Here is a 16970-nt window from a genome sequence, read left to right on the forward strand (position 1 = left end):
CCGCGTTGTAACGACCGCCATCGCCTGGATGTACCGTCGGGTTCATGCGCGTGCGGTCGCTGGGCAAGCTCCCCGCCGAAGTCACGAACTTCGTCGGTCGTGAGCGTGAGTTGGCTCAGGTGCGGCGTGCGCTTACCGCTAGTCGGTTGCTTACCCTGACCGGGCCCGGCGGAGTCGGAAAGACCAGGCTTGCGCGTCGGGTTGCCAGCGACCTGCACCCGGCGTTTCCGGACGGTGTGTGGCTGGTGGAACTCGCCGAGTTGGGGCAGGGCGACCTGCTCGCGCTCCATACGGCCGTGACGCTCGGGCTCACGGACACGTCGGGCGACCCGGCCCAGAGCCTGGCGGACTATCTGTGCGACAAGACCCTGCTGCTCGTCATCGACAATTGCGAACACCTGATCCAGCCGGTGGCAAACCTGGTGAGCAGGCTGTTGGCAGCGGCGCCCGAACTGCGCGTTCTGGCGACCAGTCGTCACGTACTTGGCAGCGATGGGGAATATCTGTTCGAAGTGCCACCGCTGTCAATTCCGAAGTCAGCTGCGTCGGACCGGATCGAACCCTCACGTGTCCATTCCGAAGCGGTAGATCTGTTCCTCGATCGCGCCGCGGCGGTGCTTCCTGCACTCCCGGCTGGGCCGGAATTCCGGCGGTCGGTCATTGAGATTTGCCGACGACTCGACGGTATCCCACTGGCGATCGAACTGGCCGTCGCGCGATTGCGGGCCTACCCGGTGGGGGAGATCCTGGCGCGCCTCGAACGTTCGTTGGATGTGCTGACCACAGGACCACGGTCGGCGCCTCCTCGGCATCAGACCTTGAAAGCCACCATCGACTGGAGTTTCGAGCTGTGTTCGTCGGCGGAACAGCTCTTGTGGGCCCGGTTGTCGGTCTTCGCCGGCGGATTCGACCTCGACGCAGCAGAGTCCGTATGCGCCGACGATCGTTTGCCGCAGGACGACGTCTTCGATCTAGTGGCCGGCCTCGTCGACAAGTCCATCCTGCGGAGGCAGGCCGCGGTTTCGGGGCGCGGTGCCCGCTTCTCGATGCTGGAAACGATGCGTGAATACGGCAAAGAACGCCTCGTGACGGTGGGCGAGGCCAAGGAGGTCCGCGTTCGCCACCTTTGTCACTTCGCGGCGCTAGCGCAGCGCGGCCACGATGACTTCTTCACCGAACGGGAGATCGTGTGGTTCCAGGATATTCGTGCCAACCACGCGAATATCCGCCTGGCCTTGCAGGAATGCATCTCCGGCGTGGGTGAGCCCAACGTGGCGATGTCCATCGCCTCGGTGCTGCGCATGTTCTGGGCATCGCCGGGTTTGGTTGTGGAAGGCTGCCAATGGTTGCGAAAAGCTCTCGCGGCCGACACTGAACCGTCAGCGGCCCGGGCAGAGGCTCTGTGGGTTCTTGCCTACGTAGAAGTGCTGCTGGCAGAAGTAGATTCGGCAGTGAGAAGCATGGCCGAGTGCAGGAAACTCGCCGGTGACTTCTCACTGGATCGCATCAGCGCAGCGCTCACCCTCTGTCCGATAATGGCCGACTTCATGCTCGGTGATACGACGGCGGCGCTGGCCGACGCGGAGGGCGCGGTCGCCGCGGGGCTTGCGGTCGGTGATCCGGCCATAACCGGGGAGGCGATGTTCTTCGCTTCGGCGATGGCCTTCGTAACAGGGGATTCGCGCGCCGACAAGCTGGCCATCGACGCGCTGAGTTTCATGCAGGCGCACGGCGCTCAACTTTGGCGTGGATCGGCACTGTGGATCAACGGGTTGATGCACTGCCGTAGGGACCGCCGCGAGGTCGCCGTCGACTGCTTCCGCGAGGCGTTGGTGATCTTCAGACAGATGAACCACGATCTTGGGACGGCAATGTGCCTGGATGGAATGGCTTGGGCGGTAGCACTTTCCGGTGAGTACGTGCGCGCCGCTCGACTACAGGGTGCGGCAGACGTGATATGGCAGGCGGGGCCGCTCCGGATGCCGTACCAGTTCGACCGGCACGAGATAAGAGAGAAGGTCGAAGCCCTGATTCGCGAAGGCATCGGACATACCGCGTTCGACCAAGCGTTCGCGGATGGAATGTCACTGCCACTCGACTCCGTCATCGGGCGGAATAGCGGCTCGGACGTTCGCGAGGAGTCAGGTGCGGATGATTCCGTCATCGCCGATCAACTCGAGTCACTCACCCAGCGGGAACGCAAGGTGGCCGAGCTGCTGGCGAAGGGGATGCGCAACCGTGAGATTGCGGCGGAGTTGGTGGTCTCGCCCAGGACGGTGGAGTCGCATGTCCAGAACATCCTCACCAAACTGGGCTTCCATTCGCGCACCCAGATCGCGGCGTGGGTCAGTCGGACACAGCTCAGCAACAGATAGGTTGCTGGGCAGACTAGGCAACCGGCTTCTTACTGCGGCTGCGGTCACGGAACCGTTGCCAAACGCCTCGGAGCCGTTGCCAGATGCTGGTCGCGGCGTTGCTCCGAGGATCGACGACAGGAGCGTCGTTTCCCTTTGCGATGGCCTCGATGCTGTCCTTCAACTTCTCGGCGAAGCCCTTTGCCAGTTTCGGCAGCAGCGGCGTTGCCATCGCCTCCCAGGCGGGCGCCATTGGACCCTGGCCGTTGATCGTGACCTTGAGCGCGATCTCCGTGCCTCCATCGGCTAGCGCGCGGGCCTTGTACGTCCCGACGCCCTCCACGGGGTCGTTGTCCAGTCGATAGGTGAACTCGACCAGATCGGGCCCCTCCCAGCGATCGATCCGCACCAGGACGTTGACCGTGCGGACCATCGCCGCGACGCCGACCTTCAACGTCCAGCGCGAGTTCATCTCGTCGATCACTTCGAACTCGCGATAGCCCGGCATGGCCGCCGCCCAGTTGGACATGTCGCCGACGTAGCCCCAGACCTGGTCGGTGGTCGCGTCGATCCCCGTGGTGAGCGAATGATCGATCATGCCAACTCCTCCGATGGCTTCCCGGCCGCGTGACGGGCAGACAGCCAGCCTTGTGTCATGCCCCGGGTGTTGGAGAAGCCACTTTGGGAGCCCGCGCCCTGATCGAGCCGCGCGGACGAACCGCCGACCGCATAGACGCCGGGGATGGGGCGCTCGTCATAGTCGATCACTCGGCAATGCTCGTCGATCAGAAGGCCAGTCGACGAGATGCCACCACCGCTGACCCGCTCCAGCCGGATCGCGTAGAACGGCGCCTGTGCGACGGGGCCGAGGTTGGGGTTGGGCTTGTTGTTGACATCACCGCACATGTATTTCGCCCACGGCTTCTCGCCTCGGTGGAAATCGGGATCGACGCCTGCCTCGCAATAGCCATTGAAGCGATCGACCTCGGCCACCAGCCCCTCCGGGTCGATCCCGGTGCGTGTCGCCAGCTCCGCCAGCGTGTCGGCCTTGACCGCCAGGCCCTCGGGCAGGTCCTGACCGGGCATGATCGAGCCGAACGGATATTTGGCCCGCGATTGCGCGTCCTGAATGATCCAGCAGGGGAAGTTCGGTTGACTCTGGTTGCTCCCGTCGAAGTAATCGACGGCGAAAGCCAATGTGCGGTAGAAGGATTCGTCGCCGAACCGGCGGCCCGCGCGGTTCACGACCAGCGCATGAGGAAGCCCCATCTCCGTCAGCGTGTTGCGCCAGAGCGGGCGGCCGTCCTCGATCTCCTCGCCGGGTATCGAATAGCCAAGCATGGAGACGTCGGGCACGCGCGCGACCTGCGCGCCCAGGCGCCCCGCCAGGCGGAGGTGCGCGCCATCGATCTCGGGGCCCAGCATGGAGTGGACGTCGACGTGCTGGCTCAAGCGCTTCTCGAAGCCTTGATTGCCGTCATAACCGCTCGTCGCGATCACCACGCCGCGCCGGGCGCGGACGAAGTAGTCCTGCCCGTCACGCTTGCTGGCCACGCCCACTACCCGGCCCTCGTCATCCTGTATCAGCCCGACGACGTCGGTGTCCGTGAGCAGCGGAATGCCGCGATCCAGCGCCGCCTTGACGAAATACGCGGCCAGCCCCGGGCCGAGGCAACGCTCGTCCTGCACCAGTCTGCCGGCCATTACTCCGAAATCCCAGTTGACGAAGTTCGCGATGCCGCCGGCACCGAACATGTCCTTGTGGGACATCCCGTAGGGCACGTGCGGCGAGACGCGTACTCGGCTCTGCCACTCGCCGAGACTGGCGGCGGGGAAGGGCTCGACCTCAATGAAGCGTCCCTCCGGCACCCCGTCGGCACACTGTGGCCAGAGGTAATCGGAGAAGTCACGGATGAGTGACCAGCGCACGCCAGCGTTCTCCTCGAAGAACTTGAGCGCGATCGGGCCGTGCACCGCCTGCGAGTGGATCAAGCGCTCGTCGCCGAAACCCGCCGAGAGCCAGCGCATGTAGCCGAGCCCGGCCTCGGCCGAGTCGCTCAGCCCGGCTGCTTCCGCAAGATGATTCCCCGCGACCCAGAGCTCGCCGAAGGAATACGCGGTAACGCCGCCCAAGAGCTCCGAACGCTCGAGCACGACCGCCTCGATGCCATATTCGTTGGCTGTGATTGCCGCGCTCAGGCCGCCGATCCCAGATCCGATCGCCACCAGATCGGTCTCCACGTCCCAACGGTCTGGTACCGGAAACTTCAGTGTTCCCACGCTATTTCACCTCGTTGTCGTTGCCGAGCAGTTCGATCCTGCGCCCATCGCGGGCGAAGTTCGTAGGGTAGACTCAGGCCCGATGTTGACACATTAGTTGAAAAACCGTCAAATGTGTAGAGCCGCCTCGTGCCGCGTGAAAGTGCCCGCTCGAACCGTGCACTGCCTCATCTGCAGGTGGGCACAGGCTACGCCCACACGGTCGAGCGCGAGGCGTTGGATGCGCCTGGATCGGCAGTGTATTGAAGGGAGCTTGACCGATGAGCGAAATCGTCATCGCCGGTGCGGCGGGCTGGGCAGGAATCGAATTGGTCCGGGCGCTGGCCGCCGTTGATGCGGACTTCAGCGTCATCAGCCACAGCGACGCCGGGGCAGAACGGCTGCACGCTGCCGGAGCGCGCGACGTGGTGCGGGCCGACCTGGCCGAACAGTCCACTCTGACGTCGGCGTTTACTGGGGCGCGTTCGGTGTATGCGATCCCGCCGGCGCTGCATCCGCGTGAAGACGAACTCATCATCAACGCAGTGCGGGTGGCCGAGGCCTGCGGCGTCGAGCGATTCACCTATCACTCGGTGATGCATCCCAATACGCCCTTTTTGCGCAACCACCTTCGGAAGGCCCGAGCCGAGTCGATTCTGCAGTCAAGTCGGCTGAAGTGGACGATTCTTCAGCCGTCCATGTATGCGCAGGTGGTAATGGCAATGTTCGGTGGACAGCCCGCCGGCGTGGTGAAGGTCCCGTTCAATGTCGACGCCGAAATCGCAATGCTCGATCTCGTCGAAAGCGCCGAGATCGGCGCCAAGATCTTGACGCAGCCCGGCGTTCACGACTACGCCACCTACGAACTGGCCGGCCCACTCACGACGATGCGCCGCGCCGTCACTGCCGTGGCACGCGCCCGGGGGATCGACCTGCAGCCCGAAACGGTTCGCGTCGATCAAGGTCCGCTGCCGCCGGCCGCTCAAGAAAACTCCGAGGCGGCCGCCGACATGATTTCCACCTTTGCCCACTACGACCGTCACGGCTTCTGTGGAAACCCGTTCGTCCTGACCCAGCTGTTGGGCCGCGCACCAGCCGCCTTCGACGACGTTGCGGCGCGTCAGTTTGCCAGCGCCACACCGTAACCGGATGGAACCGGCCGGGGCCGTCCATCACAGCATGTTTCGACGACCGAGGAGCGAACGCCGATGAGCAAGGGATGGACCGCCTCCGATGTCCCCGACCAGACGGGGCGCGTTGCGGTCGTCACTGGAGCCAACACCGGCCTTGGGTTTGAAGCCGCACTCGTGTTGGCCGCCCGCGGCGCCCAAGTCGTATTGGCGGTCCGCAGTCCCGACCGCGGCGAGGAGGCGGCGGCACGGATCATCGCCGCGCATCCGGGCGCCGACGTCGCGGTGCAGCAGCTGGATCTCGCTTCGCTAGATTCGGTGCGCACCGCTGCCGACGAACTGCGTTCAGCGCATCCGAGAATCGATCTGCTGATCAACAACGCCGGCGTGATGTACCCCCCGAGATCCACCACAAAAGACGGCTTCGAGCTACAGCTGGGGACCAACCACCTCGGTCACTTCGCACTGACCGGTCTGTTGCTCGATCGGCTGCTGCCGGTAGCGGGTTCGCGGGTGCTGACTGTCAGCAGCCTGGCGCACAAGGTCAGCGCCCGAATCCACTTCGAGGACCTGCAGTTGGAGCGCCACTACAGCCCCGAAGCCGCATATGGACAGTCGAAGCTCGCCAATGTGATGTTCACCTATGAACTACAACGACGCTTGTCGGGCAAGGGAACGACGGTCGCGGTCGCCGCGCATCCTGGCCTCTCCGATACCGACCTCATCCGTGACCCGCCGCTGTACTTCCGGGTGTTCTACACATTGACGCGACCATTCATCACGCAAAGCGCTGCCATGGGTGCCCTGCCGATATTGCGCGGCGCGACCGACCCCTCCGTGTGCGGTGGAGACTTTCTCGCGCCTTCCAAGCTCGCCCAAACCCGTGGCGCCCCACGCGTTGTGAAGGCAGGCCGCCGTGCTCATGACGAAGCAGCGCAGCGGCGACTTTGGGCCATCTCCGAGGAACTCACCGGCGTCACGTTTCCGGTTTGAGCCGGGACGCCGTCGAGCTGACCAAACCAATCCCCGGATACCCACGACTCGTCAGTCGAGAGGACGAAGATGATTCTGGTCACGGCCGCCTTTGGACACCAAGGAAAGCTTCTGCTGCCGAAGCTCGCCGCCGCAGGCCTGAAGATTCGCGCCGCGCGGGGCACTTCGGGTCGCGAAGATGAACTGTTGAAGCTGGGTGCCAGTGAAGTCTTCGTCGGGGACATCAGCGACCCCGACGTCTATTGCCAGGCGCTAGAGGGATGCGACGCGGTTTATCACATCAGCCCAGGCGCACACCCGAATGAAGAGCAGATCGGCTTCGCGATGGTCGAAGCGGCCAAACGCGTCGGGGTGCGCCACGTCGTGTTCAGTTCCGTGATGCACACGATCATCGACATCATCCAGCACCGCTACAAGCGGGACCATGAAGAAGCGCTGATCGAATCCGGCGTGAACTTCACCATTCTCAAGCCGTGCGACTACATGATGTGGGACGTGCATGTCGCGCCCGTGATGCAGCTGGGCGCCCTGCCCTGTTTCTGGACCGATCTCTCGCGCAAGCACTCCTATATCGCCGTCGAAGACCTCACCGACGTGGCACTGAAAGTGGTGACGGAGGGAAGCGCCCACTACTTCGCCTCCTATGAACTAGCGGGGCCGGACAAGCTCGACCATCCCGAAATCGCGCGAATCCTGTCACGCGTCATAGACAAGGACATCCAAGTCATGGCCAAGACGCCGGAGGATCTCTTGGAAGTGCTCTGGGGCACAAGGGATCCCAGCGGGGAACTCCAGCATCAGGCCGATATTCTGCGCTCGATCATGCGGTGGTACTCGAAGTGCGATTTCGTCGGCAACTCCAACACGCTGGAATGGCTGCTCGGTCGCAAGCCGACCACGTTCGAGCAATTCGCGGCGAAGGCCTATGCCGATCTGTCGGCCGGTAAGGCCTTGTAGGGAGCGCGCATTCGCCCGCCCCGAGCACTATTGAATGAGGCTGCGAAGCAAGTCCCTCGTCCGCCTGATCGAACTGCGGCGGTCCGCTCCCACCGGAACAGTCGCCGCCCAGATGTCGGTGGCGCCCGCGTCGAGCAGCGCCTGCAGCTGAGCGCTCACCGATTTCTCGTCGCCCACGATCGCCGCATCGGCCGCGCCACCGAGCCCTCCGGCGTCGAGTATCCGTTTGTAGTTCGGCAGCGTCGAGTACACGCTGGCAGCAACACCAGCGGCTGCGCGCGCCTCGTCGACGTCGTCGTGTACGGCAACTGGCAATCCCGCGACGATGCGGGGCGCCGGCCGCCCGGCTTCCCCAGCCGCTGCCGTGATCGCCGGAGTGACCCGCGTTTCGATCACCTTCGCCGACGCCATCCAGCACACCGTGCCGTCGGTATACCTACCCGCGACGCGCAGCATCCGCGGGGACATGGCCGAAAGTAGCACCGGCATAGGATATTCCGCGGTAGCAACTGGTTCGATGGTGTGCACACTCCAGTCGGCGCCCGAGATGTCAGCTTCTCGCTCCCGCAGCAACGTGGTCAAGATCTGTACGTACTCTTCGGTGTTTCGTCCCGGGTGATCGTAGGACATGCCGTAGACGTCGCTGACGAGTGCTTGATGTGACGGTCCGATGCCAAGTGTGAATCCCGCCCGCCCCATGCCGTTGGCAGCTGCTGCTACTCGATTTGCCTGCAGCAGAGGATGACAGGGATACGTCTGCAGTACTGCGGTGCCGAGCTCGATGCGTGTCGTGGCGCGGCCTGCCAGTGCGATGGCAACCAGCGGATCGCCACCGACATTGCTTGCGTACCAAAGCGAGCTGAACCCGTCGGCTTCAGCCTGCTCCGCTTGCCTGATCATGGCGTCCACCGTTGGCGCCCCGGCGGTCAGTCCGATGCGCACTCGGGATGCCGCTCTCGGGTGTCCTGGGCGCTCATCGCACCGCTTCTTCGCCTCGCAGCGTGGTGCGATACATCAGTCGGCGCGAGGTGGGTTCGTACGGCAGGGCGCGATGCAGCATCCCGGTGTTGTCCCAGACCACTAGGTCCCCAACGTGCCAGTGGTGGCGCAGCACGAACTCAGGTCTCGTCGCCCACTCCAGCACGTCGTCGAGCAAGGCGCGGCTTTCGCCGGCCTCCATACCAATCACGTGACCCGTGGTCGCGCCGACGAGAAGTGAGCTTCGCCCATCCTCGTGTCGCCATACCAGGGGGTGTTCGTGGGACGGCATGGTGTCCCACTTGGCGGTCTGCTCGGGTGTCGGGTCCGGGTACATCAGCAGCTGTGTCGCGGCCATGCTGTGCAGGACGCGGTACGACGACAGCTCCTTCTTGCGAGCCTCGGGAAGGGTGTCGAAGGCCGCATAGGTATTCGCGAATTCGGTGTCCCCACCGTCGTCGGCCACGTCCTTTGCCGTCAGTAGAGTCGCCTTCTGTGGCACATCGTCGGTGAGGCCGTCGACGTGCCAGAAGATGGTGCTCCGCCGTAACCGGGCAAGCTTGCTCTTCGCGGGATCCAATGTCACCGGCGAGATCTCGGGGAAGTCCGGGAGCGAGCCCACTCCTGCCGGGACGACCTCGCCCAGCATGCGGCTGAAGGTCACCAACTCCGTGTCTGAGATGTGCGCCTCGCGGTAGACGACTACGCCGTAGCGACCGAGGAGTTCCAGGCATTGTCCGGCGGCGGCCGGGCTCCTGAAGTGGTCTTCCGGAAAGCTTGAGAGCTCAACGCCTATCGCGTCGGACAACGGAGTTACAGAAACTGTCACTGTGCGTCCCCTTCGAGATGGTCGGCACCCTCGGTGGATGCATGGATGGCTTGTCGAGGACATGCGGCGACCGCGGCCCGCACGTCAAGCAGAAGTGAACCGTTGGGATGCGGATCGCAGACGGCGATGTCTTCGTCGTTGATGTCGAACACCGACGGCGCCAACTCAAGACATAGCCCGTGCCCTTCGCACAGCGAAGTGTCGATGCGAACCGTCAACCGCGACAATGTCATTTCCCGACGACGTCGAATTCGAGCTGCAACTCGGAGAGGCCCCGGTTGATGTAGATGGGATCGAACGCGAAACGCCGGTCGTTCTTGGGACCGTGATGCTCCTCGGAGATTCTGATGTTCTCAAGTCGGTCGAGGATGCGTTCCACCGTCACCCGTCCCTCCGCGCGGGCCAAGCCGCCGCCGGGGCAGGCGTGCACCCCGCGGCCAAACGCGAGGTGTTCCCGGAGGTTCTCCCGTTCGATGCTCAACTCGTGCGGATTGGGGAAACGTCGGGGATCACGGTTAGCCGCGCCCGGGTGAACCATCATCGTGGTGCCCGCCTTGACCTCGACGCCACCCACCGTGGTCGACTTTTGCGCCATCCGGAAGTCGCTCATCGTCGGGCTCTCCAACCGCAGGACTTCCTCGAAGAAATCGGGTATGCGATCCCGATCGCCACGCAAAAGGTCTTGCAGATCCCGATCTTCGGCGAGAAACCAAAGCGCCGCGACCATGGCCTTCGAAGAGGTGTCCTGACCGGCGCCGAAGAGGAATAGCGCAAGTCGCACCACGTCGTCGACGGGAGGCAACGTTCCGTCCGGGTAGGTTGCGCTTGCCAGCGAGGTCAGCACGTCTTCGAGCGGTTCACGACGGCGCTGTTCGACATATCCGGTAAAGGTGCCGAACATGAAGTCGAGTGGGTTGACCGGTAGTGGCGAGTCGGCGCCAACCTCGGCGACTTGTTGGCCCGCGAATATCTGTGCGAAGCCGGGCCGGTCGGATTCGGGGATTCCGAGCAGGTCGGCGATGACCATGGTGGTGAACGGCTTGGAGTAGTCCGCCGAGGCCTCGAAGCGACCGCGGGAGATGAACGTGTCGATCGCGTCGTCTGCCATCCCTGCCATCGACGCCTCGTTCTCAGCGAGTCGCCGCGGAGTCATCAAGCGGCGCAACAGGCTTCGTTCCGCTTCGTGGGCGGCGCCGTCTTTAGTCAGCATGAATTCGTTGAACACCCAGTGCGTGCGGTTCTGCTGCACCGCCTCGGTGATGTCGTCACAGCCCTCTTCGACCGGGAATGGCGGGAATGGGCCCGCCATCGCGTTGCAGGACGAAAACGACGCTGCATCGCGGTAGATCTCGACGGCCTCGTCGTACCCGGTCACCGCCAGCACGCCGGGTTGCGGGATGGGTTGGACCGGGCATCGCGACCGCAGCGCATCGAAGTACGGATACGGGTCGTTGATCACCGCGGTATCCGTGAAGAAATTGGCCTGCTCGATCGGAGTTACCACAGATCTCTTCCCTCAGTCGTGCAGCGGTCGGAGCGGAGCACGTCGCCGCATCCCAAACGTTTAGGCGATCGCCTAAGATTCGGACAAGCGCCATGTTTAGCAGGCCGATGTTTGCGCGTCAAGGGATCATCGTGGTGACTGAAACGAACACGCGGCGAAGATGGGGTTGAGATTCACAATGGCGAAGCGACGCGATGACGACGGCTCCGAAACCCGCACCAGACTGATGGACGCCACGGGCGAAGTCATGTTGAAGGAGGGGTACGCGGCCGCGACGTCGCGGCGGGTGGCCGCCGAGGCTGGGGTTCAGCGGGCCCTGGTCCATTACTACTTTCCAACGATGGACGACCTATACCTAGCAGTGCTGCAAAGGGGTACCGAGGCCGCTCTCGAAGCACAGAAGCGAGCTCTGAGGTCGGAAAAGCCGCTCAGGGCGCTGTGGGATATGACCATCGACCAGCGCGGTACGCAGCTGGCCATGGAATTCATGGCCCTCGGAAATCATCGAAAGGAAATCCGCGCAGAATTGGCCGCCGGCGCCGTGCGATTCCGCGAGGCCCAGATCGCTGCGCTGACGTACATGCTGCGGGAAAGGCAGATGGACGGAGAACCGACGTCGCCCGATGTGGTTTCGATCCTCATCGCAGGCCTGGGTCGCCTCATCGTGCTCGAGACAGGGCTGGGCATCGATGTCGGCCACCCCGCACTCCTGGCGATGGTGGACAGGTATCTGGACGAACTCGATCGGCGACCCGGTGAGCGGCCAGTAGACGACGTCGCCCCATCGGGTTAGGCGATCGCCCACATCGTAAGGCGGGCCGTGGCTATGATCTGTGTCGACTAGCCCCGACGATCGGGCCCCAAGAGAGGGGAACGCGACCACATGGACGAGCCGACACACATCGATGAACTTCGGCGGGAAGTCCGCGAGCTACGGGATCGTCAAGCCATCCTTGACTGCATCGTCCGGGAAGCGCGGGGCAGGGATCGGCACGACAGCGCCCTCATCGCTGGTGCATTCTGGCCCGACGGTAGCGACGAACACGGCTCGTCGGTGACGCCCGCCAGCGAGTACGCCGACTGGGCAAACGCAGGGCATGCGGCCTTCTTCAGCGCGACGAGCCACAATCTCACGAACCACAGCTGCGAGCTCGTTGGCGACGCCGCCTACTGCGAGACCTATGTAATCGGCGGCCTGCTCTCGAAGGACGGCAAGCGATGTCAGCTTGTCCCCAGTCGTTACATCGATCAACTCGAGCGGCGTGACGGGGAGTGGCGAATCCTCACTCGGCGCACCGTCATCGACATGGCGGCCGAAGGCGACGCATCGTGGCTTGAGTCGCGCGCGCTCCGGGGAATGCTGAAGGGACTATGGAACCAGGACGACCCGTCCTATCAGAGGCCGGTCGTCGCGGGAAGTCCTGCTGAGCGCTGGTAGCCCGACTCCAGCACCGGTGGGTTCACCACGGCGGCCGAAGTGGCATCGGAACGCACACCGATATCACGAACGTGGAGATACGAAATGCGTGCAAAGCCGTACGTGGGACGGGCCGCCACCAAGGATTTGAGCTATTTCGGGCGAGTTTGGGCCGACGAGATGAGCACCACGGACCCATTGGCCAGCCCCCTCTACGGATCATTCGAGGGGCTTCCGCCGACAGCGGTGTACATCGGATCGATGGACATGCTCCATCCGGATCAGCTTCTGCTGCGTGACAGAGCTATTGAGGCGAATGCCCCGTTCACCTTCGTGCTATGCAACGCAGTACACGGTTGGCCTGCTAGCCCGTTCATGCCCGAGGCCTGGGCCGTCCGACAAGAGCTCTACCGACAGCTCGTGGGAACCGACGAATCGGCAGAACCCATCTCGTCGATCCCGGGTTGAGTGTTGTCCTAAACGTCAAAGCATTGACGTCATCGTCAACGCGCGGCTACGTTTGTGATGTGACTCACGGTTCGACCCGCCCCTCAGGCCCCTCGGCTAGCGCAACGATCATCGGATTGCCCGGCCGGTTCGCGACGGCCGCTGAAGCCGCGAGTACGAGAGGCCACGATGTCATCGTGATCGGCGCTGGCCACAACGGCCTCGTCGCAGCCAACTACCTTCAAGACTCCGGGTTGAATGTGCTTGTCGTTGAGGCGGATACGCAGATTGGGGGGATGACGTCTTCGCGGTATTCGATACCGGGCGCTCCCGCTCACCTGGTCAACCATTGTGCGGTCGATCCCATCCTGTGGAGCGAGAATCCACCGGCCAAGGAACTCGCTCTGGAGGACTACGGACTTCGGATGGTGGACGTCGACCCGCCATTCGCCTACCTGGGGCCGGACGGGGAGTCCATTGCGTTCTGGCGCGATGCGCGCAAGACGGCTCGCGAGATCGAGAAGTTCTCGCGGGAGGACGCCGCGGCCTACCTGGAGTTCGCTCGGTTTCTCGATGACTTCTTCGACGTCTTCGACGTCATAGCCGCGGCCGATCCCGTCCGTCCGGGAATCGTCGCGACGCGCATCGCGCGCGCCGCGTTCGCACAACGGAAGCAGCTAGGTGCTTTTGCGGCGTTCGCCCTGGCCTCGGGCAAGGAAGTGATCAACGAGCGGTTTCGCCACCCCGTGGTCCGTGCGGCAATGCACGTCGCATCTGGCGCGACGATGTCGAGTTCACACCCGGGCTCAGCGATACAGTTCCTCCTGCTCGCCGCAGTGCACCGCAACCGGTGCTGGCGCCCCATCGGAGGCACACAGGCGATCCCAGACGCGTTGGCGCGACGACTGCAGGCCCGCGGCGGGTCGATCATCGTGAACGCTCCGGTAGCCGAGCTCACCCTGTCTGGTGGCCGGGCCGACGGCGTCGTGCTGAGCGACGGCACAGTGCTGACGGCCAGGCGAGGTGTCGTCGCCAGCTGCGACCCGTCGCAGGCGCTGGGTCAGTTCTTGCCTCCCGGAAGTCTGCCTGCCGAACTCGAGAGGCGGGTTAGCGCGTTGCCTACCAACGGGTTCGGGTGGGGTCAGATGAAGATCGACGTCGCATGCGTCGGCCGACTTGACCTGTCGCGGCACGAGAAGCACCGCGACGACGATCTTGACCTGCGCATTCCATCGCACTGGATCGGCACCGAGAAGGGAATCGAGCGCGCCTACGGCGCCTCGACGGCTGGCCTGATGCCAAACGCCGAAGACCTCGTGTTCTACAACGCGATCCCGACCGGGCCCGACCCGTCGCAAGCACCCGACGGACTGGACACCCTGTATTCGCTCTCGGTCGCGGTGCCCTCCGAACCCGCCGAAGGCTGGGACGAGCTCAAGGACAAGGCCGCAGCGGTCACGATGGGCATGCTGAACGAGTTCTACGGCAACCTCCTCGATGTCGAGCTTGGCAAGACCGTCGAAACCCACGAAGACATCGCGGTGGTCCGTCATGTCACCGGCGGGTGCCACCCTCACGTCGACCAGGTGCTAAGCCGCACGGGGCCGCTCCGGCCCGCGCTGGGATTGGGTGGCTACCGGACCCCGATCGACGGGCTGTTCCTCGCGGGCGCCGGATCCCATCCCGGCGGGGCGGTGACCGGGCTACCCGGATATCTCGGCGCTCGTGCAGCCATCCGCGACCTCAAGAAGTCATCCCGCCGCGGACGCAAAAGGACATGACATGAGGATGCCAATGGATATGAAATTCAGCGAGGAGATATGCGATGGACAACGAACAACTCGTACGCCAGTTTGTCGAGCTGCTGAGCTCTGAAGACAATGACGCGCTTCGTGCTCTGCTGGACGACGACGTCGTCGTTCATTATGGATCCGAAGCCCCGGTTTCAGGTTCGGCTGAATTCTTGAGTCTACTAAGGGATGGGGGACGCACGATACTTCATCGGCTCCCTGGTTTGTTCGTGACGGTGGAGGCCATCGTGGCAGAGCGCGACCGAGTCGGCTTTCGTTACCTCGTGCGTAGGCGATCGCAGGACAGTCCCGAGAATATTGCTGCGGGAGGAGCCGCGATCTGTCAGATCACTGGCGACAGAATCAAACAACTTTGGGTCGTGACGGACCGATCGGCACTGGAGCGCCAGGTGGCAGCGCTCAACGCGTAGACATGATCGCCCTCATGCGGCAGTCGACATATTGAAAGGAATCGTGATGGTTGCACAAGACGTGACGGATAACGCTGCATTGGTGAGACGCTGGGTTGAGTTGACCAATGAGCGACAATTCGAAGAATTGCGCGAACTTTGGGCGGATGATCTCGTGCTTCATCAGGGCGACGATCTGGAGGACATCCGCGGATTCGACGCATTCGCACAATTGCTAGGCGCCTTCTACGCAGGTTTTCCTGACCTTCGCATCGCCGTTGAAGACGTAATTGCTTCAGATGACCTCGTGCTCATGCGATCGACTTCCCGAGGTACGCATACGGGAGAATTCATGGGGATACCGCCGACCGGCCGATCGGTGGAATTTCCGGGCATCGGAACGTACCGTATCGCGGAAGGCAAGATCGTTGAAGAATGGTTCAATGATGACCTTCATGGGCTCATGCGAGTGATCGCTACCTGACGTCTCGACGCCTAGTGCAGCTAGCTCGGCGGCATCGACGGCAGCCACCCGGGTCCAATCCCGCACCGCTGCAGTAGTTCCGCGGCAGCTTGGGTCGCTTCGGCGTGCAGTCGTGCGACATCCGCGCCGACCAGCTGTCCGTTCTTCTTGACGTGCCGGCCTGCAATGAAGACGTCGGACACCACGGTGCGGCTGGCGCTGTGGACGACGCTTGCGACCGGATCGATCACCGGCGTCATCGACGGATGGGCAGTGTTGATGGTGACCAAGTCGGCCTGCTTGCCTACTGCGATGCTGCCGATCCTGTTCTCCTGACCGAGCGCCCGCGCGCCTTCAATGGTCGCCATCCTGAGCGCATCTCGGGTAGTCAACACCACTTCCCACGGGTTCTCGCCAGAGGCGAGTGCGTCTTGGTTGCGCTGTGCGCGGGGTATCGCCAAGGCGAATCGCATCGCCGTGAACTGGTCGCCGCCAACGGCCAGACAGGTATCGATACCGATATTGGGCCACACGCCACCGGCGATCAGGCGCCCGATCGGCGGCCAGCCGTGGCCCATGTTGCATTCGTCCTCAGGGGTGACGGTGGCGGTAACACCGTGGTCGGCCATCATCGCGATCTCGTCGTCGGTCAGATAGTTGCAATGCCCAAACGTCAGATCGCTGCCCAACAGCCCGGCATCGTTGAGTGCCGCCACCGCCGGCCGGCCAGGAAACACCGCCTGGCCGAGGTGCATGTTCAGCCGTATGCCCAACTCACGTGCCAGCGCCCAGTCTTCCTTGACCGCGTCCATGGTGCTCAATTCCGGCCCCCGGGCGGCGAACCCAATCGTCAGCAAGCCCGTGTCGGAAGGGTACTGATTGCGCAGTCTCCGAACCTCTTTGGCGTTGGTTGACGCAGTGCTGAGGAACGGTGGTGCCAGGCATTCAAGTAGATCCGCCAGATTGGCACCACTGCCGAACGCGGCGCGGATCGACGTGGATTCCAGCCCGGCGATCAACGCATCCGTGTGGTCGGGAGTCAGTTGGTTTTGCGACCAGTCGAAAACCGCGGTGACCCCCGAGTCGATGGCATCCAACGCTCCCAAGCGGTTCGCAATGAACAGGTCCGCTGGGGTGAACCGCGGGCCAATGGTGCCGATGATCGCAATGAGGTATTGCATCAGCGACCAATTCGAGCCCAGCCCGCGCAGCAGCGCCTGATAGACATGCCGGTGGGTGTCGATGAAGCCCGGAATCACGATGCGATCGGTCGCATCGACGATTCGAGCGGAGCCTTGGGCCACTGCGAGATCCGGTCCGATGGCAGCGATCTGATCGCCCTCGAGCAGAATGTCCGCCAACCCGTCGATGGCACCCGGCTCCATCGTGATGACGGTGCCGCCGCGAATCAGCGTCCGCTGCTTTGACACGATGTTCTC

17 protein-coding genes are annotated in these 16970 nt (G+C 63.5%); 10 read left to right on the forward strand and 7 right to left on the reverse strand.

Annotation, left to right across the window (positions count from 1 at the left end):
* Window positions 1-44: 44 nt before the first annotated feature.
* A complete protein-coding gene (locus tag SLQ33_RS27135) occupies window positions 45-2375 on the forward strand; it encodes a helix-turn-helix transcriptional regulator (RefSeq protein ID WP_319457003.1) in 2331 nt (776 codons plus the stop codon).
* Window positions 2376-2388: 13 nt separating this feature from the next.
* Here SLQ33_RS27135 and SLQ33_RS27140 read toward each other — a convergent pair whose 3' ends face one another.
* Together SLQ33_RS27140 and SLQ33_RS27145 are read right to left on the reverse strand one after the other, a co-directional pair.
* Window positions 2389-2952, reverse strand: coding sequence for an SRPBCC family protein (locus SLQ33_RS27140; RefSeq protein WP_319457004.1), 564 nt, complete (start codon window positions 2950-2952; stop codon window positions 2389-2391).
* A complete protein-coding gene (locus SLQ33_RS27145; RefSeq protein WP_319457005.1) occupies window positions 2949-4595 on the reverse strand; it encodes an FAD-dependent oxidoreductase in 1647 nt (548 codons plus the stop codon). The genes SLQ33_RS27140 and SLQ33_RS27145 overlap by 4 nt, the downstream gene beginning before the upstream one ends.
* Before the next feature lie 299 nt (window positions 4596-4894).
* On the opposite strand from SLQ33_RS27145, the gene SLQ33_RS27150 reads away from it, so the two are divergent.
* From SLQ33_RS27150 to SLQ33_RS27160, 3 genes are all read left to right on the forward strand, one after another.
* Window positions 4895-5758, forward strand: a complete 864-nt coding sequence (locus SLQ33_RS27150) for an SDR family oxidoreductase (protein ID WP_319457006.1) — start codon at window positions 4895-4897, stop codon at window positions 5756-5758.
* A gap of 63 nt (window positions 5759-5821) precedes the next feature.
* Window positions 5822-6736, forward strand: coding sequence for an oxidoreductase (locus SLQ33_RS27155; RefSeq protein ID WP_319457007.1), 915 nt, complete (start codon window positions 5822-5824; stop codon window positions 6734-6736).
* Window positions 6737-6805: 69 nt separating this feature from the next.
* Window positions 6806-7693, forward strand: coding sequence for an SDR family oxidoreductase (locus SLQ33_RS27160; protein ID WP_319457008.1), 888 nt, complete (start codon window positions 6806-6808; stop codon window positions 7691-7693).
* A gap of 27 nt (window positions 7694-7720) precedes the next feature.
* Here the strand turns inward: SLQ33_RS27160 and SLQ33_RS27165 are convergent, their stop codons facing one another.
* Genes SLQ33_RS27165 through SLQ33_RS27180 form a run of 4 tightly spaced genes read right to left on the reverse strand, consistent with a single transcriptional unit; the run spans window position 7721 to window position 11004 of the window.
* Entirely contained in the window at window positions 7721-8635 is a 915-nt protein-coding gene (locus SLQ33_RS27165; RefSeq protein ID WP_319457009.1) for a TIGR03564 family F420-dependent LLM class oxidoreductase, read from the reverse strand.
* Window positions 8636-8666: 31 nt separating this feature from the next.
* Window positions 8667-9500, reverse strand: coding sequence for a TauD/TfdA family dioxygenase (locus SLQ33_RS27170; protein WP_319457010.1), 834 nt, complete (start codon window positions 9498-9500; stop codon window positions 8667-8669).
* Entirely contained in the window at window positions 9497-9718 is a 222-nt protein-coding gene (locus SLQ33_RS27175) for a ferredoxin (protein WP_319457011.1), read from the reverse strand. The genes SLQ33_RS27170 and SLQ33_RS27175 overlap by 4 nt, the downstream gene beginning before the upstream one ends.
* Before the next feature lie 11 nt (window positions 9719-9729).
* Window positions 9730-11004, reverse strand: a complete 1275-nt coding sequence (locus tag SLQ33_RS27180) for a cytochrome P450 (RefSeq protein WP_319457012.1) — start codon at window positions 11002-11004, stop codon at window positions 9730-9732.
* Window positions 11005-11182: 178 nt separating this feature from the next.
* On the opposite strand from SLQ33_RS27180, the gene SLQ33_RS27185 reads away from it, so the two are divergent.
* The 6 genes from SLQ33_RS27185 to SLQ33_RS27210 all read left to right on the forward strand — a co-directional run bounded on the left by SLQ33_RS27185 (window position 11183) and on the right by SLQ33_RS27210 (window position 15552).
* Window positions 11183-11797 (forward strand): TetR/AcrR family transcriptional regulator, encoded by a 615-nt coding sequence (locus SLQ33_RS27185; protein ID WP_319457013.1) that lies wholly within the window; start codon window positions 11183-11185, stop codon window positions 11795-11797.
* 90 nt (window positions 11798-11887) lie between these two features.
* The gene (locus tag SLQ33_RS27190; protein WP_319457014.1) at window positions 11888-12442 is read left to right on the forward strand and encodes a nuclear transport factor 2 family protein; all 555 of its coding nucleotides are present in this window, start codon (window positions 11888-11890) and stop codon (window positions 12440-12442) included.
* A gap of 84 nt (window positions 12443-12526) precedes the next feature.
* Window positions 12527-12889: an alpha/beta hydrolase gene (locus SLQ33_RS27195; protein WP_319457015.1), complete on the forward strand. Its 363-nt coding sequence runs from the start codon at window positions 12527-12529 to the stop codon at window positions 12887-12889.
* Window positions 12890-13065: 176 nt separating this feature from the next.
* The gene (locus SLQ33_RS27200) at window positions 13066-14649 is read left to right on the forward strand and encodes an NAD(P)/FAD-dependent oxidoreductase (RefSeq protein WP_319457016.1); all 1584 of its coding nucleotides are present in this window, start codon (window positions 13066-13068) and stop codon (window positions 14647-14649) included.
* Window positions 14650-14693: 44 nt separating this feature from the next.
* A complete protein-coding gene (locus SLQ33_RS27205; RefSeq protein ID WP_319457017.1) occupies window positions 14694-15089 on the forward strand; it encodes a nuclear transport factor 2 family protein in 396 nt (131 codons plus the stop codon).
* A 46-nt stretch (window positions 15090-15135) separates the two neighbouring features.
* A complete protein-coding gene (locus tag SLQ33_RS27210; protein WP_319457018.1) occupies window positions 15136-15552 on the forward strand; it encodes an ester cyclase in 417 nt (138 codons plus the stop codon).
* A 20-nt stretch (window positions 15553-15572) separates the two neighbouring features.
* On the opposite strand, the gene SLQ33_RS27215 is transcribed toward SLQ33_RS27210, so the two are convergent.
* Entirely contained in the window at window positions 15573-16961 is a 1389-nt protein-coding gene (locus tag SLQ33_RS27215; protein ID WP_319457019.1) for an amidohydrolase family protein, read from the reverse strand.
* Window positions 16962-16970 lie beyond the last annotated feature (9 nt).

This window comes from Mycobacterium sp. RTGN6, from assembly GCF_033804605.1.
Taxonomy (GTDB): domain Bacteria; phylum Actinomycetota; class Actinomycetes; order Mycobacteriales; family Mycobacteriaceae; genus Mycobacterium.